Here is a 25,265-nt window from a genome sequence, read left to right on the forward strand (position 1 = left end):
CCTCCGCAAGCGAGACGAACGGACGAACCACGCTCATCTCTCCCGCTGCAAAGCGGAGTTCATACCCACCCACCCCGAAGCAACCGATCACGTTCGAAAAGCGGATGGCGTCTCAATGAACCGTTTCTCGGCTGGTATCGTTGCAACGGGACGGGGTGGTCGCGTGCCGTCGGCAACTGCATCGCTCCCCGCCGAGACCGAGCCGACGCGGACAGCATCGCGGCCCTCATACAGAGTGCGCGTAATGAGCGCCAGATCCACTGAACGATTTGTCAGAATCGGATGCAGGATGACTTCGGCCAACAGCAAGGCTCCCGTGGGTACGTACGAAGCGGTTTCCGTGCACTTCGAAGATCTTGATGCGTACGGCATGGTCCATCACAACAAGTATCCCTTCCTCTTCGAACGGGCTTTCAATAGCTACTTGAATCGAAAGGGTTTCCCCTTTGGCCGTGCTTCGGGAGCTCCCATCGAGATGATTCAGGTCGTCCGGTCCATGCAACTGACCTATGACGCCCCCATCACCAGGCTCGGGGAGATCCAGGTGCAGTTCTGGCTCGAGCATGTGGGGCGCACGAGTTTCACGTACAAGTTCGTTATTCTGTCTGCTGACCGCGCGACCGTCCATGCCAGCGGAACGCGAGGAATGGTGAACCTCGATGCCAGCACGCTGCGGCCGGCTCCGCTGACCCAGGACCTGTTGGACTTCAGCCGACCGCTGATGTCGGACGAACTCTTGGCGACGCTGGAGGCGAGGGAGGCACAGTCCGCCTCACCGGATGGAGACGTCCCTGGCATTTAAGCGGGCTTCGCTGGGCCAGCACCTCCCAGGTCGTCCGGCCCGCGTGTGCGGCGACCGGTTTCAGTGCGTCGGATCCGTGTGCTGTTCCGATGTCGGCGAAGTGCCGCAACACCGCCTGGTGCACCGCACGCAGACCCCGCTCATGAGGTGCGTAGCGTGCCCGCCCCGCCTCGCCCGACTACATCGAGAACGTCCGGCTCGCAGCAGCCCGGGGGCGACGGCCTCCGCCTGATCCGTATCGGTGAAGGCCTCGCGCAGCGCGGCCACGCAAGGGACGTCGACAACCGTGCCGTCGGCCTCCCGATACAGACGGCACGACACACTCGGCACCGCTCCGGCCTGGACGAAGCGGTCCACGCCGTCCAGCAGGAACGTCGGCGAGCCGTTCATCTCAGGCTTGGTGCTGTCACTGCTCGTGGTTCTCCTTCGGGCCAGGATCATAAGCCTGGCTTCAGGGACTCCACGAATCCGGGGTCAGTTCACGATGTCCTTGGCCAGTTGCTTCCACGTGTCGCCGGAGATCATCTGCGTGATCTTCTCGCCGCCGTCGACGACCGTGCCCCCACCATCCGAAGAGGAGTCCTTGAACTCCACGCCACTGGCCTTCAGGGCCGAGCCCAGGGCGGAAGCCTCGGCGCCCGCGATGGAGTCACGCAGCCACAGCACCTTCGTACCGGTGCTGGTCGTCGTGCTCTTCCCCTCGTCCCTGGTGCCGGAGCCCTTCTCGCCGCATCCGACCAAGGAGAGGCCGAGCGCAGTGACTGCGGCGACGGCGCTCAGGCTGTAGCGGGCTGTGCGGTGAGGAGAACGGGAACGGGACCTGTGGTTGCTGTTCATGTCCCCAGCACAACAGCCCCCGAGCGCCCACTCGCACGCCGTCATCGTTTGCTCATGGTCCGGGCAAGGAGCGCTCATAAAGGCCGCCGCCCACGATGCGGATACCGGAGCGGACTCTCAAGGGCCTGCCCGTCTCATGGAGGTCAGCCATGTCATGTTCTCCAACTCCCACCAGGGCCGGGACGTAAGCGTGCGCAGTACACCCGGAGTCCTGTTCAGCGGACCCAGTGCCTGCAGCGGGGCTCACCGTGCTCAAGCCGGAACTTCGGCTTCTTCTGCGCCCTGCTCCGCGGCCCCTGTCCGTCGCCTCCCTCACTGGCCAGTGATCCCAGCCGCGCGGCTTTGGCACTCATGGTTCAGCCCGACTGAATCACGCCAGCCATCGAGGGTGTGAACGCGTGAGATGCAGTGAGAAGAGCGCCGTGGACGGCTGAGGACGCCGCCCGCCTGACGTAGCGGTCGCTATTTGGAGGCCATACATCACGCTCTTGGTGGATCAGAAGAGAAACCGCCCCGTGCACGCTGGCACACAGCACTCTGGCGGTTTCGGTCTTACTCGTCACAGGTACCCCGGCATCAACACAGGCTGCGACCTTGTCTCGGAAATAGCGGAAGCATTCATCTTCGTTCCGGCGGCTGGCTTCGGTGGCCTCACCGGCCATCACCAGTCGGTACTGGGAAGGATGACGAAGTCCAAATGCGATGTAGGCGACGCAGGTTTCGTAGAGCGCCGTCACGGGATCCGGGATTTCCCGGGACACTGCTTCCAACTCGATGAACAGTGAGCTCCACACACGCAGGCACGTCGCATGGACGAGTTCCCTCTTCGAGGCGAAGTGGAGGTAGACGGCTGGCGGGCTGACTCCCGCACTTGTTGCTACTGCACGAATCGTAAGAGCGTCGACGCCTCCGCCTTCCAGTAGCTGATCGGCGATGTCGAGAAGCTGGTTTCGGAGCAGACCGCCCTGGCCTTTGGCGGCGCGAACCCGGGAACCGGTCACAGATACGAGCCTTCGTGAGAGGGCGACCATACGCAGGTGACGAAACCGCGATGCCCCGAACGTGCGTGACGAGGCATCAAGACGCCTTCGGTTTGATCGTGGTGACCACTTGGGTTACCCGAGCGCACAGTTCACCTTCGTCATCCTGAATGTCGACCTCGATGACAGTGTTGCGCCCCAGACGCAAGGGACGAGCTGTCGCAACGACGCTCGTGCGTGCGGGCCGAAGAAAATGCGTGCTCGACTCCACGGTGGCTGGTGCGGCGCCGGCTGGACCGTTGAGGGCGGCGCAAACGGCAGCACACACATCAGCGAGCCCCATCAACGCCCCTCCGTGGAGGCCGCCGCCCACCGTGGAAAGGGAGAGATCGTGCGCCAGTCTGGCTTGAACGCCGGCTTCCGTAATCTCCTTGAACTCGACTCCGAGCGTCTTGGCATACGGCGCGAGCGCGTAGACGTCTTCGGCTTCAAGTGTGACCACGGGCCACTCCCCTCCTGGTTAGTGGCGATAACTTATCTTCGTTAACTCAGGTCGTCAACCCGGGTGACTTCTGATCTGCTTACCACCACCGTGATGTGGCGGTGACTCGTTGAGTCGGCCGTGGGGCGGGGTACCTGGAGTTGGATTGTTCCGGACGGGTTGTGGGAGATCCCGAAGCCGTTGATCCCGCCGTCGAGGGTGCGGCCGCAGGGCAGCGGGAGGCAGGACACGCCTGATGAGACCCTGTTCGCGGCCATCAGCTATGTACTGGTCCAGCGGCTGCGCCTGGCGTACGTTGCTGCCGTGCTTGGGCATCTCCAAGTCGACCGCCCACCGCCGGTTCCTGATCTGGTCCCGGGCCGGCGTGTGGGCCCGTCTGCACGAGGCCGTGCTTCACCAACTCGACGACGCGGTCCTGATCGACTTTGGATGGAAGCCCATGGTCGAGGGTCACCAAACGAGACACGACCCGCACAACGGCTGACACTGCAAGCCCGCACCGTCAGGCTGGTCATTGTCTCGTCACGGTGGCGGGACGGGGGAAGCTGGGTCGGGTGCTCCCGCAGTAGCGGCCTCCCTGGAGGGCGGCACCTGGATGGCGGGGGAAGCCGGGGCCTGAGACGTGGAGGGGCTCACTGAATGCGAGGGGGTGTCGGCGGGACGGACCGGGCTGTCTGAATTGCTGCCCGTGACGGCGAGCAGTGCGCAGGCAGCAACCGCAGCCAGGCCGAACAACACGATGACGATCCGGCGAGGGGGGAGGAAGGACCGTCTGGGCCTGGTGGGAAGGGCGGCGGGCCGCAGGTGTGCCCAGTCGGCGCTGTTGGCCCGGGCTTCCAGGGCCTCGCGCAGTCGTTGTTCGGTCTCCGCGTGGTGGAGCTGGCTGCGCCTCATCGCTGGATCTCCGCAAGGCGCCGGCAGCGCGAAGAACTGGAGCGCGGCGGAGAGGGGTGCTCGGTCATCGAGGTACCTCCAGGTGTCTGCCGAGAGCGTCCAGGGCCCGGCTGGCGGTTGACTTGACCGTCCCACGGGAGACTCCGAGGATGTCGGCGATCTGCGCCTCGGTGAGGTCCGACCAGTAGCGCAGGACCAGGACCTCGCGCTGTCGGCGGGTGAGACGCTGCAACGCGTTGATCACTTCTTGATGGGTCTCGGCAAGGAGCACGCTCCTGTCGGCGGACGGGGCATGGCGTTCCCGCTCAGGAATGTAGGCGCGTGCTGTACGGCGCCGGCGCAGAGCCGAGCGAGCTCTGTTGACCACACTGGTTCGCAAGTAGGCCTCGGGGTCGTCCAGCTCCGCCAGCCGACGGCCGTGGCGGCGCAGGAGTGCGACGAAGGCGTCCTGTACCACGTCCTCTGCCGTCGGAAGATCGTCCACCAGAAGCAGTGCCAGCCGCACAAGCGCCAACCGGCGATGGTGGTAAAGCTCACTGAAGCCGTGCTCGTCCCCGGCTGTCACCGTGCTGGGGGGCACGGCTTCGAACAGCCGTCTCCCGCTACCCTTCCGACCGGCCAGTGAACGCAGCGCGAGTGTGTTCTGCGTTCGGCGCATCAGAGCCACTCCGCCGCAGAACAAGGGGCGCACCGGCCTGAACATCGTCCGCCACCAGGCGAGCGACGGTGCTGCGGTTGGGATCGCCGCTGTTCTCACATGTCTCCTGGACGTCACAGTACGGTCCGTCCGCCCGGGACCCCGGGCGGACGGACCGCTGCTGGGCCTGAGCCCTGCAGCGTGCTTTCACGTGATGTCGCCGAACGACCTAGCGTCGATCAGCGGGCCAAACGCTGAGCCTCACCTGGCCGCAGCCGCGAGCTGCACAGGCTGTGCGGGCTTCGCGTCAGCCGGGACGTCCGTCTCCGACCCTGGCACGTAGGGCTGTATGGGCTTTGCGTCAGCCGGGACGTCCGTCTCCGAGCTCGGAGCGGGCGTCTCCGACCCGGAAACGTAGGGCTTGGCGTGCTTCCCGGTGGAAGTGGACGTCACCGGAGAGGCAGCCTGCGCCTTCTGTGCCTCGGTGGGTGCATCCGACGAGGCGGGTGCGGCGTGGGCGGTGAAGGCTCCCCCCAGGGCCAGCGCGGTGCCCACAACCGAGGCGCCCAGCGCGGCGCGAAGCCGGCTCGGACGGGGGCTGCGGGCAGCGGCGTGACGTACTGACATGTTCGGTCCTCTTAGTCATCGGTCTCGGCGGTTGGGTGACCGTCCGTCATGGGTGGCTTCCCTTGCGGCGGCTCTGTGCTGGAGGCGCATCCACCCCGACAGACGTCCCAAGGCCCTCGGGGTTGCGGGTCGGGCGAGACGGAGACAGGCCTGATTCAGTGATTTGTGTCACTGAGGCCGGGGTCGGGGCCGGGGTATGGGCTGGGTGCAGAGGAGCCCGCGGGCGCGAGGTCGACGGTGATACACGTGCGCTGCCCGGACCGACTGCCGACATGGCGCACCCACCCTCCTCACGTCATCGACCGTGAACTCGCATTACGAGATGGGTGCAGAATGGCCGAGGCGCAGCAGGGTGTAGCCCTTGCCGTCGGGCTTCCGAGCCTCGAAGTGGATGGCGTGGTGCGCCGGTTCCATGTCGACGTCATCGGCAGGCCGGTGTAGGTGCCCAGAACGTGCCTGCTGGGAGCAAGACCCCACAACGCGACAAGGGCGTTGACGCGCAAGCCGCGTAGCCGACGGAGGTGACCACCATCTAGACGGCCGTGCCGGGAACCGTGGCAGCGGCGAAGCCGACCAGCAGGCCGATGACGAACAGGCCGACGCCGTAGCACATGGCCCGCACCTGTCCCAGCCGGGGGAGGCGTAGGTGAGGGGCACCACGCACACCAGGGGTGCTCTGCCCCCAAAGCCGCGCGGAACGGCATCGTCGCGGCGGAGCCCGCCCACCACTGTCGACCAGTTGGGGCCTGACAGATATGGGATCGTCGACGGGGTCGGGACGCCTTCCTGCTGGGGAGAGCAGGCCCCTTGCGGCCTGCTCTGCACAGGCATGCCGATGCTTCTCGTGCAGTGAGGCTTCCCCAAAGGCCGCAAGCTCCCTTGCTCGGTGGGCTTGTTCTACAGCACGCAGTAAATTCTTCGGTCGGACGACCTGCGACGAGGTCGGATCTTCTGAGCGGCAGCCCCGGGGTGAACCACGGCGAAGTTGACGACGCTGCGGTCGACCGTCAAGAAACCCTCAGGTTCATCGGCGGGCGCCCGTCAAGTTCGCCGAGAAGGATCAGAGCCTCAATCCACTACCGATGAGGGATGCAGGCATGGCTACGCTCTTGTACCGGCTGGGCGCGCTCGGCGCTCGACGGTGGCGAACGATGTTGGTCGCATGGCTCTTGGCTCTGGGAGCGGTGATCGGCCTCGGGTTCTCGCTCGCAGGCTCCTTCCAGGACAGCAGTTCCATTCCCGGGTCACCGGCGCAGACGGCCCTGACCAAGATGGACCGTCACTTTCCCTCCCCGGACGTGCAGTCCGCGCAGATCGTCTTCCAGGCCCCTCCCGGCCAGAAGGTGACCGATCCCGACCTGCAGAGGTCGCTGGCATCTCCAGACCGGCCGCGCACCGTCGAGCTGACCTCCTGACCGCCTGCGGGCGCGGCCTGACCATGCGCCGCGCATTCGGCGAAGGTGGGAGCGGCTTTGGAGCCCGAGTGGCCGGGTACTTGCGCGGACGACGGCCTTTGTGCCGAGCAGCCGTAGGCGAGTAGGTCCTTCACGGCTCGCAGTCCGCCTCGGGGTCGCAGTCCCTGGGCGGCCGGACCGTGCCGCCGATGGAACGCGGCCCTTCGGAAGTAGGCCGAAGCCAGCGGCCGTAGGGCAGCGCGTCACCGAGGACTTCTCGGTCACCAGATTCGGCTACAGCACGTATGCCGACCCAGCCATCACCTCCATGCACAGCCCGGGGTTCGAACACGGCGTTCTGGTGTGGAAGTTCTTCCATACGCTGGACGGTGCATCAGCCAAGTACACTCACGAACACGCCCCTGACCAGCAGAAATAGCGAACTGCAACTGGAGTACTAGGCACGCCCTCGATCTTCCTGGCGCGGCTTCAGCCCGTCGACGACGACGGTGAGCATGCGGTCGAGTTGGGCGCGCTGCTCGGGCGCGCCGGCCACGGAGAGCACGCCGGTGAGGATGCCGCCGACGTCGACCGGGTCGATGTCGCTGCGCAGTTCTCCTGCTTCAGCGCCGGCCTGGAGCACCATCCCCAGGATTTGCTGGATCTCATCGCAGACGGGTCCGGTGCCGAAGCGTCCGGAAGCGCTCATGGCGACCAGGGCTTCGCAGATGCCGCGCCGTTCACCCGCCCACTCGGCGAAGCGGCGCATCCAGGCGTGGAGAGCCTGTGCGGGCTTCTCGGTGGCCAGAAGGTCCCGGGCGTCGTCGCGCAGAGGGCGGATCTGGTCGCGGTAGACCTCTTCGACCAGGTCCTCTCGGGTGGGGAAGTGCCGGTAAAGGGTGCCGCTTCCCACGCCCGCGCGTTTGGCGATCGAGTCCAGGGAGATCGCCTTTCCGGAGGCGAAAGCCTCAGCGGCTGTGGCGATCAGGTGCTCGCGGTTGCGCTGGGCATCGGCGCGCAGGGTGTTGCGTGGAGGTGTCATGGCCTTCGCGATCAGGAGTGTCGGGTCGAGGTGCCGGGCGATTCGGGGAGGTCTCCGGTTAAGTGTACAGTGGACGCAAGCGGGGAGTCCTCCGCTTACTGGGGTGCCCGACCCTGCCCGCCCGACGAAAGGCCCGCCATGCCCACAGCACTCATCACCGGCGGCACGACCGGAATCGGCAGAGCGACCGCCGCACTGCTGCACGCCCGCGGCTACCAGGTCGCCGTCACCGGACAGAACCCCGAGTCCCTCGCGCGAGCACGACTCGAGCTTCCCGACGACGTACTCGTCGTCCGATCCGACGCACGCGTTCTGTCCGACACCGACGCCCTCATGACAAGGGTGTCCGAACGTTTCGGGTCTCTCGACCTGCTGTTCCTCAACGCCGGGGTCTTCCGCCCCGCACCGGTTGCCGACGTGACAGAGGAGTCGTTCGACAAGCACGTCGACGTCAACTTCAAGGGTCAGTACTTCACCCTCCAGAAGGCCCTACCACTGATGAACGACGGCGGATCGATCGTCCTCACCGTGGGCATCGCAACCCATAGGGGCAGCCCTGGCGCCACGGTGGGGGCAGCCACGCGCGGTGCCCTGCTGGCGATGCTGCCCTCGCTCGCGCTCGAACTGGCTCCGCGCAGGATCCGCGTCAACACCGTGAGTCCCGGCGCGACCGAGACCCCGCTGCTCGACAAGCTGGGGATACCCCAGAGCGGCCGGGACGCCATGCGCACGAAGATCCCGTTCGAGCGCTTCGGGACCAGCCAGGAGGTCGCGGAAGTCGTCGCCTTCCTCGCCTCGGACGCCGCCGGCTACGTCACCGGCCAGGACGTCACCGTGGCCGGCGGCTACGGGCTCGGCGCCTAAAACTCAGGCACGCCGACCACCGGCCCGCACCCCTCGAACCTCAGAAACCCACCACTACAGGAGAACACGATGCCACTCACTCTCGACGCCTACCGGCAACTGGGACGCTCCGGCCTACGGGTCTCGCCGCTCGCGCTCGGGGCGGCCACCTTCGGCAACGAATGGGGCTGGGGCGCGGAGCAGGACGAGGCGCGTAGGTTGTTCGACCTCTACGTCGAGCGCGGCGGAAACTTCATCGACACGGCGGTCACCTACACCAACGGCACATCGGAGCGCATGCTCGGTGAGTTCGCCCGGGACAGGCGAGACAGCTTGGTCCTGGCCACGAAGTACACGACCCTGCGGCGGCCTGACGACCCCAACTCCGGTGGCGCGAGCCGGAAGAGCCTCTTCGGGGCGGTCGAAACCAGCCTGCGACAGTTGAACACCGATTACATCGACCTGCTCTACCTGCACGTGTGGGATCCCACCACACCCGTGGAGGAGATCCTTCGCGGTCTGGACGACCTGGTCCGGCAGGGCAAAGTCCTCTACGTGGCCATCTCCAACACCCCCGCCTGGCAGATCTCACGCATGCAGACGATGGCCGACCTGCGCGGCTGGTCACCGCTGGTGGCACTGCAGCTGGAGTACAACCTGGTGGAGCGTACCGGGGAGCGTGACCTCATCCCGATGGCGCAGGAGCTGGGGCTGGCAACAGTTCTGTGGTCACCGCTGGCGGGAGGGGTGCTCACCGGCAAGTACAGCCGCCAGGACCTGACCACGTCGCCGTCCGGCCAGAGCGAGAGCACCCGCAAGAGTTTCAACCTGGCCCTCGGCGGGGTGACCGAGCGCAACCTCGCCATCGTGGACGTGGTCAAGGAGATCGCTGACGAGCTGGGCCGCACACCGGCCCAGGTGGGGCTCGCCTGGACCCTGCACAACCCGGGGGTGACTGCGCCGGTCATCGGAGCTCGAACCGCCGAGCAACTGCGGGAAAACCTCGGAGCTCTGGAAGTCGACCTCACCCCGTCCCAGATGGCGCGTCTGGACGAGGTCAGCGCGATCGACCTCGGATTCCCCCACGCCATGCTCGCGAGCGACCACATCCGCATCCAGACCCGCGGCGACCTGAAGATCCAGGCCCGCCGCTGACGATCGAGCAAAGCGCCAGGGAGCGGCGATACCGCTTACTGGCCGGCGCGAGTCCCCTGCACGCCGACCAGACCAGACCGACGCGAGGGCAGCTTGTTGTCGCCGCCTGGGCGGCTGGTGACAGAAAGGATGCCGAATGAGCGCTTGTGACAAGCCGCGTGCCTCATCGGTGACAACCAGACTGCTTCGACCGGTCTCATTCACCAGCTCAACCGGCTCTGCGGTGACAACTACCGCGCTTCGGCTCAGCACGAGAGCGAGAAGGACATGACGAACAAGAGCACTCGGCGTTTGATCCTCACTGGCGGTGCCCTGCTGGCGGCCGCCGCGAGCGGAACAGCTCTGACATTCGCCTCCAGCGGAGCGGCCGGTGCGGCCGGCGGAGCACCGCGCCTCGACTCCAGGACGACCACCGCGCAGCACTCGAGTGGCGGCAGGCCCACGATCGTCCTGGTGCACGGCGCCTTCGCCGACTCCTCCAGTTGGAACGACGTCGTCGCCCCACTGAAGCAGGCCGGCTACCCGGTCGTCGCCGCCGCCAACCCGCTGCGCGGGCTGCACCAGGACGCAGCCTCCGTGCGCAGTGTCCTCGACAGCATCGACGGCCCCATCGTCCTGGCCGGCCACTCCTACGGTGGCAGCGTCATCAGCGAGGCCGCCGCCGACCACCCCCAGGTCAAGGCCTTGGTGTACATCGCCGCGTTCCAGCCCGACAAGGGCGAGAGTTCGGCGGAGCTGGCCGGCAAGTTCCCCGGCAGCACCCTGGGCCCGAACCTCAACCCTGTTCCCTTCCGCCAGGCCGACGGCAGCACGGGCACCGACCTCTACATCAAGCAGAAGGCCTTCCACAGCCAGTTCGCGGCGGACGTTCCCCGCAGGACCACCGACCTGATGGCCGCCACCCAACGCCCCATCACCGACGCGGCGCTCAACGACACCGCCACCGAAGCCGCGTGGAAGACGATCCCCTCATGGGCTCTGACCACGACGCAGGATCTCAACATCCCCATCGCCGCACAGCGCTTCATGGCCGACCGCGCGGGCTCCCACACCCGGGAAGTCAAGGCCTCACATGCCGTGACCGTTTCCCAGCCGCAGGCCGTGGCGCGGTTGATCAAGCAGGCCGACCACGCCACCCGGTGATGCGGGCCCACCGGCCGACCGTCCAGGTGGCGTGACAGTCTCCCGTCACCGGGCTCCTATCATCCTGATCACCAGATCGAGTGGACCCATTTCCAACTGAGCCGGCCTTCGCCGCTGAGGGGGGCTGCCGCGCGTGGCCTCCCTCACCGGGTGACCGCTCCGGTGCTCCCAAGGCCGTCCACCGGAGCGCGACCATACCGACAGGGCCCGGGTCTTCGACCCGGGCCCTGTCCTTGAAGGGGCCCTTCGGCCCTCGCTCTGCTGCCCTCGCCCTACCGGACCGTGAGGTAGGCGCGGTCGATCGTCTGGACCAGGGTGTTGCCGTCACGGTCGGTCAGCTTGGCACGCAGCGAGACGGTGCCCGGCTGCGCGGGGTGGTTCAGCGACAGGTGGGTGCCGTTGACGGCTCTGGCCGTGGTCCAGGTCCTGCCGTCGTCGTAGGACACCTCGAACTCCAGCTTCTTGGCCGTCCGAGCGGTGGCCGCGCCCTCCACGGTGAAGGGCACCTGGAACCTCTGGCCGGCCTTCGCGGTACTGGTCAGTGACAGCCTGGGGGAGAAGCGGACCACGGACAGCGGCAGCCGGGCCCAGCTGTCCTCGGACACGTTCGCCGACCTGAACGTCCACTGCGCCCGCACACGGGTGCTGACCGCTAACAGCTCGGGGTCCCGCAAGGCGTCGACACTCAGTTCGTACCGGCCGTCCCCGGCGGGGACGGTGTACTCGGCGATGTTCAGCGGATCGCCCTCGGCGGGGATCTCTTCGCCGTCGACGCGGAGCGAACTCTCCAGCTCCGTGTAGCCGCTGCTGCTCTCATGCCCGTCACTGTCGCCGAACATGGGCAGATGCGCCTTGATCGTGTTCCCGCTCCGCGCGATCCCGGGACGCCCCCACCACGGTTCACCCTCACCCGGGGGCAGGACCGGACCGAAGACACCGACGTTGAACCGCGCGGTGTAGCTCTTCTTCGGCTGGTACGCCGTGAACCCTCCCACCTGCGCGTTCCCCGACTCCCACTGGTGTACGGAGTAGGACCACTTGACGCCGTTGCCGAGGACGTATTCGGAGGTCCGCAGCGGCAGTTGGCGCCGGGTGGGAGTGCTGAAGTCGGCCGCGAACTCGCCGATGGGCGTCAGCGGCATCACCGCGACCTGCGCGGTCGACTCAGGGCCGGGCCTGCCGGCCGCGAAGTCGATCTCGGCCAGCTGCTCGCGCCGGACGTCGGCGGTGAAGCCGCCGAGCGAACCCGTACGGTTCCACGCGAGACGGTAGTTCACGGCGCGCCCGTCGGCCGGCTGACGTGTCCAGAAACCGCTGTACTGGGCGTATGCCGCGTCCTTCGGCGCCTCCGGGCCGATGTGACCGACCTTGAAGCTCTGGAAATCGGGGAAGTCGAAGATGAACGGCATGAAGCCGAGGGGCTGCCCGTCGGAGCGGGTGTAGCCCGGGATGAGCTGGGCGTGGTGGTTCTCGGCTCCCGCGTCGGGGACGGTGATGCGCGTGGCCTTGGCCTCCCGGGCGTCCATGACGACCGTGGTGTCCTTGGTCAGCCGCAGGGCCGGGGCCAGGAAGAGGGAGTCGGGGGCGGCGGACTCGCCGACGGCGTTGAGGATCCCGGTGAGCGCGTAACCGCCCTTGGGCAGGCGCACCGTGATCTCGCCGTCCGTCGCGTCGGCGAACTCCTGGTAGTAGTCGCGGTCCCGGCCATCGATCGCCGTGTAACCCTTGCCGGTCGGCTTGCCGTCGTCGTCTAGGTGCTTGATGGTCAGGTCGTACGACTCGATCTCGCGCTCCACGCCGAAGGCGGTGCGCACCCGGGTCCGGCCGTCGGCCGAGGCTGCGGTCACCGAGCCGCCGTACGAGCCGTAGGCCTCGCCGCCGACGCGGGTGTCGGCGGTCACCGTGGTGCTCGCCGTGCCGCCCGCCGCAACGGTGAGCTGCCGCGACGACATCTCGAACATGCCCTCGGGGGCGGGCCCGCCGTCTATCCCGAGCGCCTCGATGGCCAGGTCCAGGACGACCGGCTCGGTGCCGAGATTGCGGTACGTGATCTCCTTCGTCACCGGCTCGTCATCGGTGTGCGGCCACTTCGGGCGGCCGAAGCCGATCGGGCCCTGCTCGGCGACGACAGTCTGCCCGATCGCCCGGGCCACATCGGTGCGTCCGGTGCCCTGCTGGTAGGCGCTGTACGGGCCGGGCTTGGCGGAAGCCGTGAGCGCCGCCCTGATCCGCTCGCCGGTCCAGTCCGGGTGCTGCTGCGCCAGGATGGCGGCGGCGCCCGCGACATGCGGAGTGGCCATCGACGTGCCGCTCAGGGTGGCGTAACCGGGCGTCCCCGAGGGGAACACCTGCTCTATGGGGCTCGCGGTGGAGGCGGCGGCCGTGATGCCGACGCCCGGCGCGGTCAGGTCCGGCTTGACTCCTCCGTCACCGACGCGCGGGCCGCGGCTGGAGAAGTCGGCAAGCTTGTCGGCCTTGTCGACCGCGCCGACCGTCAGCGCGGACTCCGCGCTGCCGGGCGATCCGACGGTGCTCTCGCCGTCCTCGCCCGCGTTGCCCGCGGCGATGACGAACAGCGTGTCCGTCTCGGCGGAGAGACGGTTGACCGTCTCCTCCAGCGGGTCGATGCCCTGGGTGTCGGTGCCGCCCAGACTGAGGTTGACGACCTGGGCGCCCTCGGCGACCGCCCACTCCATGCCCGCGATGATGCCGGACTCCCAGCCGCCGCCGCTGTCGTCCAGGACCTTGCCGTCCAGGATGCGCGCGCCCGGCGCGACGCCCTTGTACCTGCCCTGCGACCTGGCACCCGTACCGGCCACCGTCGAGGCCACATGGGTGCCGTGGCCGACCCGGTCGACGCTGTCCTCGGCGTCGGAGAAGTTCCGTTCGGCGATCTCCTGGCCCGCCAGGTCGGGGTGCGTCTGGTCGACGCCGGTGTCCAGCACGGCGACCTTGACGCCCCTGCCGTCGAACCCCGCGCCCCAGGCCGTCGGCGCGCCCGTCCGGGCCACGCTCTTGTCCAGGCTGGCCTGGCGCTTGCCGTCCAGCCAGACTTTCACCACCTTCTTCACCGCCGGTGAGCCGGACAGCCGCGCCGTGCCCTGTCCACCGTCACCGCCGTCGGTGAAGGTGTCCCAGAACGCGGAGTGGCCGTGCTTGTCGGCCCGCAGCGCCACGCCGTTGACGATGGGCAGCTCCTGGCCCGCCTTGGCCCTTGCGTCGCGGAAGGCGCTCGCGGGGGGTGTCTCGTCCCCGGCGTAGGTGACGATCAGCGGCAGGTCGGACCGGCTCGCGTCGTCGTACCCGTACGCGACGAGTTGCGTCACGTCGAACAGCCGCCGGTCGAGCTTTCCCTGGGCGACAGCCGGCGCCGCGTCGCCCGGTATGACGAAGCTGTGCCCGTCGACTTTCCGGACCGAGAACGACGCGCCCTCGCGCCCCTTGGCCCTCTCGATCCCGGCGACAGAGCCGTCCGCGGCGATCGATACTTTGTCGCCGGTGATCAGCGTCACCGTTTTGGCGCTCTTCGCCCCCGGAACGGACAGGGCCCTCCCTGGGCCTGCCGGAGCGTCAGGGGTCAGGGCGGCGGCCTGGCTCACCCCCGGCATCCCGGTCGCGGTGACTACGGCGGCCATGGCGAGAGCCCCCAGCGGGGCGGCCGCACGTATTCGTCTGCCGGGAGATAAAGACATGTTCATGTCATCTCTTTCGTCGGGGGATGAAGGAACGAAGGGCTGGAGCGCACAGGCCCGCCCCGCGATGACTCCGAGGTTGGAACGTCAGGCCGTCCCACGCCGGCCAGGACAGGCCGGCAGTGGGTCCACCGCCGGAGGCAGACCGCCCGGGCCGCGGGACCGGGTTGCCGAAGACCTCGCGTGCTGAGCGATCATGGTCGTTGAGGCTAGGTCCGCTGTGTGACCGGACCTGGCTCGGACGATAACGGAACCGCATCGGCCGATCCGAGGATGTGCTCGGGGACCGCCACTTGGCCGACGGCAGGCGACCGCGGCCACGTCAGCCAAAGATGCGCCTGCCGCGCCGACGGACGGTCTCACCGACCACACATTCCCGTCCGTCGTGCCCACTGCACACCGTGGCGGTGGTCGGCGTGAGCAGGCCCCCGCGCGCCGTGTGGTCCTGCCGTCACCGCCGCACCCGGTTGGCGACGGCCCGCAACGTGCGGGCGGCCGCGTCGGCCCAGCCACCGCCGTTCTCCAGGCGAAAGCCGTTGGCCGCGGCCGCCACGGCCCGAACCTGATCGGCGACGCTGTCCTCCAGCCTTTCGAGCAGTTCCTCATCCTGGCGGCGCAGCGCGGCGAGCAGGTCGGCGGTTGCCTGGTCATGGACCGCTTTTCCGCGATGCTCTGGCCGGCCCGGCAGGCCGCCAGCGCCCGGGCGGTGAACACGTACTCGTCTTCGGCGTTCCTCAGCAGCCGCCGTTCGCCGTTCGGCCACCGGCCGCGCAGCATCTCAGTCGTGATCACCGATCCGATGGTCAGCGGCAGCATGGCGGTGCGCACGGCGCTGCACGAGACGAACCTCGCCATATCCACGCTCTCCCCGACAAGCCCGCTGCGGGGCCGCAGCTTGCGCACGCGGTGCTCGATACGCCGAAGGCTGTCCTGAACGTCGTTCACCTGGCCCTCGAGCATCTGCCGGTAGGGGCCGGCGCGTGATGGTCACATCCGCCCTGAACCGGTCGACGACCGCCTCATGCGCCTCGCGGGCGTCTTCCAATGCCGATACGAGCGCGTCCGTCATCACTGTCATGGGGTGTTCACTAGGGGTTGCGGGGCAGGCAGCCGGCCAGAGGGCCGCGCAGGCGCAAGAGGCTGCCCGCCGGGGATCCAGCAGGTCCACGCGGAGTCGGCACCTCGGTCAGCCGTCGGAACAGCTCGCGCCGGTCCCTTCGACGGGCCGACCGCCCGGGCCCGTGACGGTCACCGGCAAGGGTTCCGCCCCGGGTTCGGCGACGCGCTGCGCCCCCAGGGCCGTACAGACCAGCTGGTCCACCGGGAGGCCCGTCAACTCACGTGAGGCGGCGGTGAGTTCAATGGACACCCGGTCGTCCTCCGCCACCACCTTCACGAGGTCGGCCGTACGCACCTCCTCCTGCGGCACCGCCACGGGGCCGTCCGTGGCCGTGGCGGCCGGGACGGGCGTCGCCAGGAGCCCCGGCAGCGGCAGCAGCGTGGTCAGGCGCTTGACGCGCTCCGCCTCGGTCGGGCCCTCGAGCAGTACCGCCACCGCCGACTCGACGTCGACCGGCGCGACGGTCCTGCGGGGAACCGCGACCAGGGTGCCGTCCCCCGCCACGAAGTACACCCGGATCGTGGGCACCACCCCACCGGCGGGCCCGCCCGCCTCCACCACGCCGGTCGTGGGGATGCCGCAGGAGGCGAGCGCGCACAGCGCGGGAACGGCCAGCAGTACGGCTCGGCACAGGGCCCTCACTGTCCGCTCCCCAGGGTCGACTCGTCCCGCCGCAGCGGGAGTTCCACGGTGAAGACCGCGCCGCCCTCCGGACGGTTCGCCGCCCGGACGGTGCCGCCGTGCATCCGGACGTTCTCCGCCGTGATGGCGAGGCCCAGGCCGCTGCCCTCGGTCCGGGTGCGGGCGGCGTCCGACTTGTAGAAACGCTCGAAGACGTGGGGCAGCACGCTGTCGGGGATGCCGGGCCCGCTGTCCAGCACCTCGACGACCGCGACCCGCTCCCCGCCCTCGTACAGGCGCAGGTGGACGGGACGGGCACCGTGCCGCAGGGCGTTGCCGACCAGGTTCGCGACGACGACGTCGAGGCGGCGCGGGTCGACCCGTCCGCGCAGCGCGTCGGGCGGAGGCAGGCGGACGTCCACCAGGTCCGTCCAGGCGCGGGCGGCGAGTGTGCGCCGCAGTGACTCGGCGAGGTCGATCTCGTCCAGGTGCAGCACCGCCGCTCCCGCGTCGAAGCGGGAGATCTCCATCAGGTCGTCCACCAGCCGGGCCAGTTTCACGGTCTCCTCGCTGATCAGCCGGACCGCGGTGGCGGTGTCGGGGTCGAGGTGGGCGGCGTCCTCGTCGAGGACGTCGGTGACCGCGGACATGGCGGCCAGCGGGGTGCGCAGTTCGTGCGAGACGTCCGCGGCGAACCGGCGGGCCCGGGCCTCCATGCCGCGCAGTTCGGCTACCGACTCCTCCAGGGCGGCGGCCGTCTCGTTGAACGTGTGCGACAGGTCGGCGAGTTCGTCGGAGCCGTTGACGTCGAGCCGGGTGTCCAGCCGGCCCTCGGCGATGCTGCGGGTGGCGCGGCGCAGTGCGCGCACCGGCCGCAGCACCCCGCGGGCGGCGAGCAGCGCGAGCAGCACGGCGAGGCCGAGGGCGGGCACGGTGGCCCGTTGGACGGCGGTGACCAGGGCGTCGACGTACGCCTGTTCCGTGGTCTGCGGCACGGTCAGGAACACCTGGACGCCGGACGCGGGCCCGGTCGCGGCGGTGCCGGCGGTGAAGACGACCGACATGCCGACGACCAGGGAGGTGTGGTCGCCGCTGTCCACCCGCTGGAAGACGGTGGCCGTGCTGGAGTCCACGGCCGCGCGCAGGGCCGGCGTCAGCTCCTCGAACGGATCGTCGGGAGCGGAGGTGGCGCTCAGCCCGCCGTAGGCGACCAGCACCCGCCAGGTCCCGGCGGGTTCGACGCCGGCCACGTCGGCCGCGAACCGCTGCAGCTCGAACTCGCCCGGTGGGACGGGGAGTTCCGGGGCGAGCCGGTCGATCTGCGTCCGCAGCAGCTTGATCACGGTGTCCTGGCTCTGCTGGAGCACCCCCGTACGCGCCTCCCGGAAGGTCAGGGCACCGGTGGTCGCGGCGGTGAGCACGGCGACCAGCGCGAACGCCACCACCAACCGCATGCGCAGACCGCGCAGTTGAGGAACCCTGACACGAGTTCTCAGCAGCCGCCTCACCGGGACGACGCGAACCGGTAGCCGAAGCCGCGCACGGTCTGGATGTAGCGGGGCTCGCGCGAGGGTTCGCCCATCTTGGCGCGCAGCCGCTTGACGCAGGCGTCCACCAGGCGCGCGTCGCCGTGGTAGCTGTGTTCCCAGACCGCCTCCAGGAGTTGCTGCCGGCTGAACACCTGGCCGGGCGAGGCGGACAGGGTGAGCAGCAGCCGCAGTTCGGACGGGGCGAGCGAGACCGGCGCGCCCTGCCAGGTGACCGAGAGGCCGGCCCGGTCGACGGCCAGGTCCCCGTACGTGTCGATCTTCGGTATCCCACCGTCGGCGGGCGCCCCGGCCGCCCGGCGCAGCACGGCACGGATACGCGCCGCCAACACCCGCGCCTGCACGGGCTTGACCACGTAGTCGTCGGCACCTGCTTCCAGGCCTACGACGATGTCCTCGTCGTCGCCGCGCGCGGTCGCCATGATGATCGGCAGCGTCTGGTCCAGGGCCCGCATCCCCCGGCACACGTCCAGGCCGGGCATGCCGGGCAGCATCAGGTCCAGCACCACGACGTCCGGCCGGAAGGACCGCAGCCGCTCCAGCCCCTCCTCGCCCGTCTCGGCGGCGGCGACCTCGTGGCTTTGGCGGCGCAGGGCGAGCGCGACGCCCTCCCGTACGGCGGGGTCGTCTTCGATCAGCAGAACGCGTGGCATGCGCTCAGTATCCGCAGAACCTCCACACGCCCGGGACTCTGTTACCGGATGATCACATGAGGCCCCAACAGGAGCCCGTTATCATTTCGTTACCGTCCGGGCCAGATCCCATCACATCGCGGTCACAGCCTGAACCACCATGACCGCGCACCGAGCAACTCCGCCCCGCACCCGCCGCCGCAGGAGCGGCCGCGCGCACGCCGCCGCGCGCGGGCGCAAGGCACCGCTGTGGGGAGGACTGGCCGCGCTGACCCTGCTCGGGGCCACCGGTTTCGCGGCCGTGGGATGGACGTCCGCGGACCGGGGAGGGGCGGGAATCGGGGCCGGAGCCGGGGGCGACTCCGCCGCGCGGGACGAGCCCACCGGGCGCGCGGCGTCCAGCCCCGCCCCGCGCAGTCCTTCCGCGAGCCCGTCCGTCAGCCCGTCGAGTCCCTCCGCCCGCCCTTCCGAGCCGGTCATCCCGGCCACCGGACCGGGCACCTTCACGACCGCTTCCGGCGGGAGTGCCAAGGTGGGGAAAGGGACGGTCCTGCGCTACCGGGTCGAGGTCGAGGACGGCCTGAAGCTGTCCGCCGCGGCGGTCGCCGAACAGGTGGAGGACATCCTGGCCGACCGGCGCGGCTGGACGGCGGACGGCCGCTCGGCGTTCCAGCGGGTGTCGGGCGGCAGCACCGACTTCGTCGTACGCGTCGCGACACCCGGGACCGTGGACAAGATCTGCGGTCAGTACGGGCTGGACACCGGCGGCGAGGTCAACTGCAGCGTGGACAAGAACGTGATGGTCAACCTCAAGCGGTGGGAACTGGCAACGCCCGTCTACGCCAAGGACGTGACGTCCTACCGGGCCCTGATCATCAACCACGAGGTCGGCCATTTCCTCGGGCACGGTCATGTCACCTGCCCCGGCCCGGGCAAACCTGCTCCCGCGATGATGCAGCAGATCAAGGGCATGCACGGCTGCGTGCCCAACGTCTGGCCGTACGACGACGAGGGACGGTACGTCACCGGCCCCGCCGTTCCCTGAGCGGAGGGCTCAGCGCTGGGACCGGGCCAGCACCAGGTTCCCGTCCTCCTCCAGTCGTTCGCGGAGTTCGCCGAGCCCGATCGCGCCGCTGTAGTACTCCTGGAAGGCGGGCGTGGCGACCTTGTCCTTCCACTCCGGGTAGCCGCGCACGGACTGCGCGGGCGCCGGGCGCAAATTTGCGGCAAGAGCCGTGCCGGTGGCCCAGCCGCTCTTCGCGGTGTGCAGGGCGGGGTCCTCAGGGCCTGGGTGCCGGTCAGCAGGGGCGTGTTTTGCGTTAAAGGGGTCTGAATAGCACAGTTACCGCGCGGACACAGCTTCTGGGGCTCCTGCGTCGTGATTCGGTGTCGGGGTGGTGTTCTTCGGGCCACGGGCGAGGATGTAGAGGAACAGGCCGGCCATGACGGCGACGCCTGCCCACATGGCCTGCTGCCAGCCGTCGACGAAGGACTGCTGCGCGGTGTGGATCAGGTCCTGCGCGTGGCTGCCAGTGCTCGGGGCTACCTCGATGGCGTTGGCGATGCCTTCGCGTGCGGTGCCCGCAGCTCCCTGAGGGATGCTGTCGAGCTTGTCGTCGATGGCGCTGCGGTATCCGTTGGCCAGGAGCGCGCCGAGCATCGCGACGCCCAGGGCGGTGCCGAATTCGCGGGTGACGTCGTTGAGGGCGGAGGCCACGCCCTGCTTGGCGCGTGGCAGGGAGCTGGTGATGGCCTCGGTGGAGGGCGTCATGGACAGGCCCATTCCGATGCCCATGGCGAACATGCCGGCGAGGATGGACAGGTAGCCGCCGTCGACGGAGACGAACAGGGCCATCAGTGCCAGGCCGAGGGTGGACAGGGCGACGCCCACGGTCATGGTCGAGCGGGCGCCGATCTGGGCGGCCATCTTGGGGGCCAGGCCGGAGGCCATCATCATCATGACGGCCATCGGCATCATCGCCACGGTGGACAGCAGACCCGACCAGCCCAGCACGGCCTGGAAGAACGGGAAGAGCACGACGGCGATGCCGGCCTGGACGCCGAAGACGACGAGCAGGGTGATCGAGCCGCTGGCCAGGCCGCGCTCACGGAAGAGGCGTACGTCCAGCAGGGATGCGTCGCGGCGGTGCAGTTCCCAGGCCACGAAGACGATGGCGGCGACGACGCCGACGGCCAGGCTGATCAGGGTGACGGGGTCGGTCCAGCCGCGCTCGGGGCCTTCCTGCAGGACGAAGATGACGCCGATCACGGCGATGGTGGACACCAGTGCACCGATTGTGTCGAAGGAATGGCTGGAGCGTTCGCGGGAGTTGGGCACCGACTTCAGCGTCATCGCCAGCGCGACGACGACCAGGACCACGGGCAGCACGAACAGCCAGCGCCAGTCCGCGACGTCGACCAGCAGGGCGGAGAGGAACATGCCCAGGATGCCGCCGCCTCCGGCGACGCCGGTCCATACGCCGATCGCTCTGCCTCGTTCCTCCTCGGGGAACGTGGAGGTGATGACGGCCAGCGTGATCGGCATGATCATCGCGGCGCTGATGCCCGCGGCAACGCGGGCACCGATCATCATCGCGGCCGACGGGGCGAGGCCCGCGACGACGCTGGCCGCGCCGAAGATGATCAGTCCGGTGATCAGCATGGGCTTTCGGCCCAGCCGGTCACCGATCGCGCCGAGCGGCAGCAGCAGAGCGGCCAGGGCCAGGGTGTAGATATTGATGATCCACAGGACGGTGGTCTGCGAGGCACTGAACTCGACGGCCATATGAGTCTGGGCGACGTTCAGGCCGGACACCGAGGCGATGACGGCCATCAGCGCGATCGAGACGGTGATCAGGATCGCGCGGAGCTGACGCGCATCCGGCGTACCCCCGCCGCTTACTGGTGCGGCCGCCGCCTGGGGAGGCAGGTTGCTACTCATTGGTTCCTCTCAAGAGGGGCATGCGGAATCAGCGCCGGAGCAGGGCCGGTCGCCAAAGGTGGTGAAGCAGGAGGTCTGTTCACCGCGCGGACTGCAGGTGTGCGGTCGCGCGGTTCAGCTACGGCGGCTGGGGTGTCAGGCGGGGGCGTTCTCGGCCTGTGCTGCGGCGAGGGCCGCGTCGGTGTCTGCGGTGGCCAGGAGGGCGTTGATGTGGGATCCGGCCAGGGCGCCGGCCGCGGCGGACGCGCCGACCTGCGCGGTGAGGTCGGTGGCGTTTCCGGCCACCCACACGCCCGGAACGTCGGTGGTGCCGGCCATGGCGGAGGCGAAGCGGCGGCCCGTGTTGTCGGGCAGGTCTTCCATCGGCAGCTTCAGTCCGTCCAGGCCCTCGGTGCGGGCCTGCATCTGCGTGGCCACCGCGATGACCCGCCGTTCCACGAATGTGCCGTCGACCAGGCGCAGGCCGGCCAGAGCGCCGCCCTCGTCGTTGACGACTTCCTGCACCTCGGTCTCGATGTTGCGGATGTTGCGGGCGGCGAACCGGGCGCGCGCGTCCTCGTCCAGGACGGTGCCGCTGGTGAAGTAGACCAGGTCGTCGGTGAGCTGACGGAACAGCAGTGCGTGGTGGAGGGAGGCGGGGCTGGTTGCGAGGATGCCTATGGGCTTGTCACGGACCTCCCAGCCGTGGCAGTAGGGGCAGTGCACAACGCTGCGGCCCCAGTGCTCGGCCAGGCCCGGAACCTCGGGCAGGACGTCGCGCAGGCCGGTTGCCACCAGGACGCGGCGCGCGGAGAGCGTGCGGCCGTCGGCCAGGGTGACGGTGAACCGCAGATCACCGTCGGCCGTGGGGGCGGCGGGCTCGGTGGCGGCCACTTCGCCGAAGACGATCTGGCCGCCGTACTGGCGTACCTGCTGGCGTCCGCGCTTGAGGATCTCGGGCGGCGGGGTGCCGTCCAGGACGATGAAGCCGTGCATCGCTGCGGCGGGCGCGTTGCGCGGGGTGCCGTTGTCGATCACGACGACCGAGCGGCGCGAGCGGGCGAGCGTGAGCGCGCCGTTCAGGCCCGCGGCGCTGCCGCCGATCACCACCACGTCCACGCTCTCGGCGGGCAGGGTGTCGCTCTCGTAGCGGGAAGTCTGCGCAGACATGTCGCGCCCTTTCGTCGTACGTGGCCCCCCGTGCTGGACCATCTGTATTCGACGTTAAGCCCGCATTGCAGTGAAGGCATAACATGTTGCCTATGACGCAAGGAGATGGGCAGCTGGACAGCCTGGTACGCAAACGGATCCGCGCCCTGCGGGTCGCACAGGGCTGGTCCCTGGAGGAACTGGCCACCCGCGCCAACCTCAGTCAGTCCTCGCTCAGCCGCATCGAGAACGGTCAGCGCCGCCTCGCCCTCGACCAGCTCGTCACCCTCGCCCGCGCTCTGGACACCACCCTGGACCAGCTCGTGGAGAACGCCGCCGACGACGTCGTCATCAGCCCGATGATCGACGGCACCCACGGCCTGATGCGCTGGCCCATAAAGGGCGTCCCCGGCATGAGCGTCATGCGTCAGCGGATGACCGAACCGCCGCCCGACAATCCCGCCCGCATGCGCGCCCACCCCGGCCGCGAATGGCTGGTGGTCCTGTCCGGTACGGCAATCCTGATGCTCGGCCACCGCCGGTTCCGCATCGAGACCAATCAGGCCGCCGAGTTCCCCACCATGATGCCGCACGCGATCGGCGCCGAGGGCGGGCCGTGCGAGATCATGGGCATCTTCGACCGCGACGCCCGCCGCGGCCACCAACGCGACACCGACGAGTCCGGCGACTGCGACAGCGCACGGGGCCCCTGTGGGTAGCGCCCGTGCGAGAACGGTGGTGTGCCGCCAGAAGAGAGGGATTTTGCGTGGCAGGCAGCACACAGAGCGACCTCTTTGCGTAGTGCGCAAGCAGTCGCGCAATTCACGCATGAGGTGCCTACGGTCGTGCCATGACCCCAGCTCACGACCACACCCCTCACCATCGCGGCTCGCACGGCCACCACTCAGAGCACGACGACAGCGGCCAGGCGGAGATCCTTGACCTGGACGCCGAGGTGCTCGCCGAGCACATTGCGTCCATCACCGCCTGGCTCCCGCTGAAGTCCGAGCCGCGCCAGATCGTGGACCTGGGCTGCGGCACCGGTGCGGGCACTTTTGCCCTCCTTGAACGCTTCCCCGACGCGCACGTCATCGCCGTCGACGTCTCCGCCGGCCACCTGCAGCTCCTGCGCGAGAAGGCATGCGCCCGCGGCATGCAGGACCGTGTGCGCACCGTGCAGGCCGACCTCGACACCGACCACTGGCCCGACCTCGGCACACCAGGCCTGGTGTGGGCCTCCGCTTCCATGCATCACATGGCCCGCCCCGACCGCGCACTGGCCGACGTCCACGAACTGCTCGCGCCGGGCGGCCTGTTCGCCGTCGTGGAACTGGACGGTTTCCCCCGCTTCCTGCCCGCCCACGCGCCCGAGGGCCAGCCTGGGCTCGAAGAGCGCGCCCATGCCGCAACCGACAGCTATCACGCCGAACACGTACCCCACCGCGGTGCCGACTGGGGGCCGATGCTGACCGCCGCAGGGTTCACCGTCGAGGACGAGCGCACCATCACCGTGAACATCGAAGGCAACCGCAGTCAGGCCATCGGCCGCTACGCCCACGGCAGCCTGCAGCGCATCCGCGGCGCCGCCGCACCTGCACTCAGCCCCGAAGACCTCGTCGCACTCGACGAACTCCTGGATGTCGACAGCCCACACAGCATCCTGCGCCGAAGCGACCTCGCGGTCCGCACCGAGCGCACCGTCTGGGCAGCCCGCCGCGCCTGATCCCGGGCCGCCCCGTTGTCTGTCGGGCAGCGCCGACAGCCAGTTACTTGCTTCATACGCGACCACTGCCGCGCACCCGCGTGCGTGTCGTCGGCTGAGCAACCATGCCCGCGCACGCCTCGCGCGGCGCTACCGCCGCGCACCCACGGCGCGGTGGAGACGAAGGGAGTACCTCCATGACTGCACCTCAGATTCCCGCCGACCACGAAGCCTGGCGCCAGGGCCGGTGGGAAGAGATCGCCGGAACGAACGGGAAGGGCACGGTCATCGCCAAGGCCAAGATCAACGGCCGCGATCCGCACACCCTGCCCGGCCTGCCCGGCCAGTGGACCACCACCGAAACGGGTGCGCTGACAGTGACCGCCAAGGCCGAGGACGGCGTGCGCGCCAACGGCGAGGCCGTCGACGGAACCACGGAAGTGCCCTCCGGCAGCGTTCTGGAATTCCCCGGCAACCTGAACGGCTTCGCGGGCGGCGCCGATGGCTTCTATGGCGTCATTGTCATGGATCAAAGCCGTGTCGAACGCTCCGGCCTCAGCGGCATCGACCGCTTCCCGTATAACCCGGATTGGGTTTTCGAGGGCCACTACCGGGCTGCGCCGGAAGGGCGGCGTATCGAGGTGGAACGGCTGACCGCCCCGCGGAGCACGGAGGCCATCCTCGCTCCCCTCGACCTGGTCGTGACCGTGCACGGCACCGAATACGTCCTCGCCGTTCTTGAGGAGTCTCCCGGGCAGCGCCTGGTGATCTTCACCGACGAGACCAACGGGGACTCCACCCCGCAGATCGGCCGCTGGCTGGTGCTGCCGCTGCTGGAGCCCGGCAGCGCCGTGACCGTGGACTTCAACCAGGCCACGCTCTCACACCACCACCTGAACCCGGACGTCTTTGTCTGCCCCCTCTCGCCACCCGGCAACCACCTGCCCATGCGCATCGAGGTCGGCGAGCGCGCCCTGATCCACTCCGCCACCGGCTAGAACTGACCTGCCCCAACCCCCTTTTGCA

22 protein-coding genes and 2 pseudogenes are annotated in these 25,265 nt (G+C 69.0%); 11 read left to right on the plus strand and 13 right to left on the minus strand.

Annotation, left to right across the window (positions count from 1 at the left end; translation table 11 throughout):
• The first annotated feature begins 289 nt into the window (after positions 1 to 289).
• Positions 290 to 802 carry a thioesterase family protein gene (locus KWI83_RS28065; protein ID WP_218517189.1) on the plus strand — a complete coding sequence of 171 codons (513 nt, stop codon included), beginning with the start codon at positions 290 to 292 and terminating at the stop codon, positions 800 to 802.
• 474 nt (positions 803 to 1,276) lie between these two features.
• Here KWI83_RS28065 and KWI83_RS28070 read toward each other — a convergent pair whose 3' ends face one another.
• The 3 genes from KWI83_RS28070 to KWI83_RS28080 form a co-directional block, all read right to left on the minus strand.
• Positions 1,277 to 1,639 carry a hypothetical protein gene (locus KWI83_RS28070; protein WP_218517190.1) on the minus strand — a complete coding sequence of 121 codons (363 nt, stop codon included), beginning with the start codon at positions 1,637 to 1,639 and terminating at the stop codon, positions 1,277 to 1,279.
• 356 nt (positions 1,640 to 1,995) lie between these two features.
• Positions 1,996 to 2,640: a TetR/AcrR family transcriptional regulator gene (locus KWI83_RS28075; protein ID WP_308122221.1), complete on the minus strand. Its 645-nt coding sequence runs from the start codon at positions 2,638 to 2,640 to the stop codon at positions 1,996 to 1,998.
• A gap of 76 nt (positions 2,641 to 2,716) precedes the next feature.
• Positions 2,717 to 3,121, minus strand: a complete 405-nt coding sequence (locus KWI83_RS28080; RefSeq protein ID WP_218517192.1) for a PaaI family thioesterase — start codon at positions 3,119 to 3,121, stop codon at positions 2,717 to 2,719.
• A gap of 120 nt (positions 3,122 to 3,241) precedes the next feature.
• On the opposite strand from KWI83_RS28080, the pseudogene KWI83_RS28085 reads away from it, so the two are divergent.
• Positions 3,242 to 3,602: pseudogene (locus tag KWI83_RS28085) on the plus strand (transposase); the annotation flags it as partial.
• Positions 3,603 to 4,079: 477 nt separating this feature from the next.
• Here KWI83_RS28085 and KWI83_RS28090 read toward each other — a convergent pair.
• Together KWI83_RS28090 and KWI83_RS39095 are read right to left on the minus strand one after the other, a co-directional pair.
• Positions 4,080 to 4,673 carry a SigE family RNA polymerase sigma factor gene (locus KWI83_RS28090; RefSeq protein WP_256362923.1) on the minus strand — a complete coding sequence of 198 codons (594 nt, stop codon included), beginning with the start codon at positions 4,671 to 4,673 and terminating at the stop codon, positions 4,080 to 4,082.
• Between the two features lie 1,138 nt (positions 4,674 to 5,811).
• On the minus strand, positions 5,812 to 5,943 hold the full coding sequence (locus KWI83_RS39095; protein WP_256362924.1) for a hypothetical protein: 132 nt from the start codon (positions 5,941 to 5,943) through the stop codon (positions 5,812 to 5,814).
• Positions 5,944 to 6,376: 433 nt separating this feature from the next.
• On the opposite strand from KWI83_RS39095, the gene KWI83_RS28095 reads away from it, so the two are divergent.
• Complete coding sequence (locus tag KWI83_RS28095; protein WP_218517194.1) at positions 6,377 to 6,694, plus strand: hypothetical protein; 318 nt, start codon at positions 6,377 to 6,379, stop codon at positions 6,692 to 6,694.
• Positions 6,695 to 7,130: 436 nt separating this feature from the next.
• Here the strand turns inward: KWI83_RS28095 and KWI83_RS28100 are convergent, their stop codons facing one another.
• Positions 7,131 to 7,715, minus strand: coding sequence for a TetR/AcrR family transcriptional regulator (locus tag KWI83_RS28100; RefSeq protein ID WP_218517195.1), 585 nt, complete (start codon positions 7,713 to 7,715; stop codon positions 7,131 to 7,133).
• Positions 7,716 to 7,853: 138 nt separating this feature from the next.
• Here KWI83_RS28100 and KWI83_RS28105 point away from each other — a divergent pair, with 138 nt between their 5' ends.
• From KWI83_RS28105 to KWI83_RS28115, 3 genes are all read left to right on the plus strand, one after another.
• Positions 7,854 to 8,579 (plus strand): SDR family oxidoreductase, encoded by a 726-nt coding sequence (locus tag KWI83_RS28105; RefSeq protein ID WP_218517196.1) that lies wholly within the window; start codon positions 7,854 to 7,856, stop codon positions 8,577 to 8,579.
• Between the two features lie 69 nt (positions 8,580 to 8,648).
• Positions 8,649 to 9,713: an aldo/keto reductase gene (locus tag KWI83_RS28110; protein ID WP_218517197.1), complete on the plus strand. Its 1,065-nt coding sequence runs from the start codon at positions 8,649 to 8,651 to the stop codon at positions 9,711 to 9,713.
• Between the two features lie 267 nt (positions 9,714 to 9,980).
• Entirely contained in the window at positions 9,981 to 10,856 is an 876-nt protein-coding gene (locus KWI83_RS28115; RefSeq protein ID WP_218517198.1) for an alpha/beta fold hydrolase, read from the plus strand.
• A gap of 272 nt (positions 10,857 to 11,128) precedes the next feature.
• On the opposite strand, the gene KWI83_RS28120 is transcribed toward KWI83_RS28115, so the two are convergent.
• Positions 11,129 to 14,491 (minus strand): S8 family serine peptidase, encoded by a 3,363-nt coding sequence (locus tag KWI83_RS28120; protein WP_256362925.1) that lies wholly within the window; start codon positions 14,489 to 14,491, stop codon positions 11,129 to 11,131.
• Positions 14,492 to 14,933: 442 nt separating this feature from the next.
• Here KWI83_RS28120 and KWI83_RS28125 point away from each other — a divergent pair, with 442 nt between their 5' ends.
• A complete protein-coding gene (locus KWI83_RS28125; protein WP_218517199.1) occupies positions 14,934 to 15,482 on the plus strand; it encodes a hypothetical protein in 549 nt (182 codons plus the stop codon).
• Between the two features lie 252 nt (positions 15,483 to 15,734).
• Here KWI83_RS28125 and KWI83_RS28130 read toward each other — a convergent pair whose 3' ends face one another.
• Genes KWI83_RS28130 through KWI83_RS28140 form a run of 3 tightly spaced genes read right to left on the minus strand, consistent with a single transcriptional unit; the run spans position 15,735 to position 18,489 of the window.
• Complete coding sequence (locus KWI83_RS28130; RefSeq protein ID WP_218517200.1) at positions 15,735 to 16,310, minus strand: hypothetical protein; 576 nt, start codon at positions 16,308 to 16,310, stop codon at positions 15,735 to 15,737.
• Positions 16,307 to 17,743, minus strand: coding sequence for a cell wall metabolism sensor histidine kinase WalK (locus KWI83_RS28135; RefSeq protein WP_218517201.1), 1,437 nt, complete (start codon positions 17,741 to 17,743; stop codon positions 16,307 to 16,309). The genes KWI83_RS28130 and KWI83_RS28135 overlap by 4 nt, the downstream gene beginning before the upstream one ends.
• A gap of 50 nt (positions 17,744 to 17,793) precedes the next feature.
• A complete protein-coding gene (locus KWI83_RS28140; RefSeq protein WP_218517202.1) occupies positions 17,794 to 18,489 on the minus strand; it encodes a response regulator transcription factor in 696 nt (231 codons plus the stop codon).
• Positions 18,490 to 18,628: 139 nt separating this feature from the next.
• On the opposite strand from KWI83_RS28140, the gene KWI83_RS28145 reads away from it, so the two are divergent.
• Positions 18,629 to 19,513 (plus strand): DUF3152 domain-containing protein, encoded by an 885-nt coding sequence (locus KWI83_RS28145; RefSeq protein WP_218517203.1) that lies wholly within the window; start codon positions 18,629 to 18,631, stop codon positions 19,511 to 19,513.
• A gap of 9 nt (positions 19,514 to 19,522) precedes the next feature.
• Here KWI83_RS28145 and KWI83_RS28150 read toward each other — a convergent pair.
• The 3 genes and pseudogenes from KWI83_RS28150 to KWI83_RS28160 form a co-directional block, all read right to left on the minus strand.
• Positions 19,523 to 19,773, minus strand: a pseudogene (locus KWI83_RS28150) (sugar ABC transporter substrate-binding protein); the annotation flags it as partial.
• Positions 19,774 to 19,810: 37 nt separating this feature from the next.
• Positions 19,811 to 21,409: an MFS transporter gene (locus KWI83_RS28155; protein ID WP_218517204.1), complete on the minus strand. Its 1,599-nt coding sequence runs from the start codon at positions 21,407 to 21,409 to the stop codon at positions 19,811 to 19,813.
• Between the two features lie 135 nt (positions 21,410 to 21,544).
• Positions 21,545 to 22,558: an NAD(P)/FAD-dependent oxidoreductase gene (locus KWI83_RS28160; protein ID WP_218517205.1), complete on the minus strand. Its 1,014-nt coding sequence runs from the start codon at positions 22,556 to 22,558 to the stop codon at positions 21,545 to 21,547.
• A 92-nt stretch (positions 22,559 to 22,650) separates the two neighbouring features.
• Between KWI83_RS28160 and KWI83_RS28165 the strand changes: the two genes are divergently transcribed.
• From KWI83_RS28165 to KWI83_RS28175, 3 genes are all read left to right on the plus strand, one after another.
• Positions 22,651 to 23,256, plus strand: coding sequence for an XRE family transcriptional regulator (locus KWI83_RS28165; protein ID WP_218517206.1), 606 nt, complete (start codon positions 22,651 to 22,653; stop codon positions 23,254 to 23,256).
• Between the two features lie 131 nt (positions 23,257 to 23,387).
• Positions 23,388 to 24,260 (plus strand): trans-aconitate 2-methyltransferase, encoded by an 873-nt coding sequence (locus KWI83_RS28170; RefSeq protein WP_218517207.1) that lies wholly within the window; start codon positions 23,388 to 23,390, stop codon positions 24,258 to 24,260.
• Positions 24,261 to 24,364: 104 nt separating this feature from the next.
• Complete coding sequence (locus KWI83_RS28175; RefSeq protein WP_218517208.1) at positions 24,365 to 25,237, plus strand: DUF1684 domain-containing protein; 873 nt, start codon at positions 24,365 to 24,367, stop codon at positions 25,235 to 25,237.
• The last annotated feature ends 28 nt before the right edge of the window (positions 25,238 to 25,265 follow it).

It is taken from the genome of Streptomyces sp. TRM70350, assembly GCF_019219825.1.
Classification (GTDB): Bacteria; Actinomycetota; Actinomycetes; order Streptomycetales; family Streptomycetaceae; genus Streptomyces.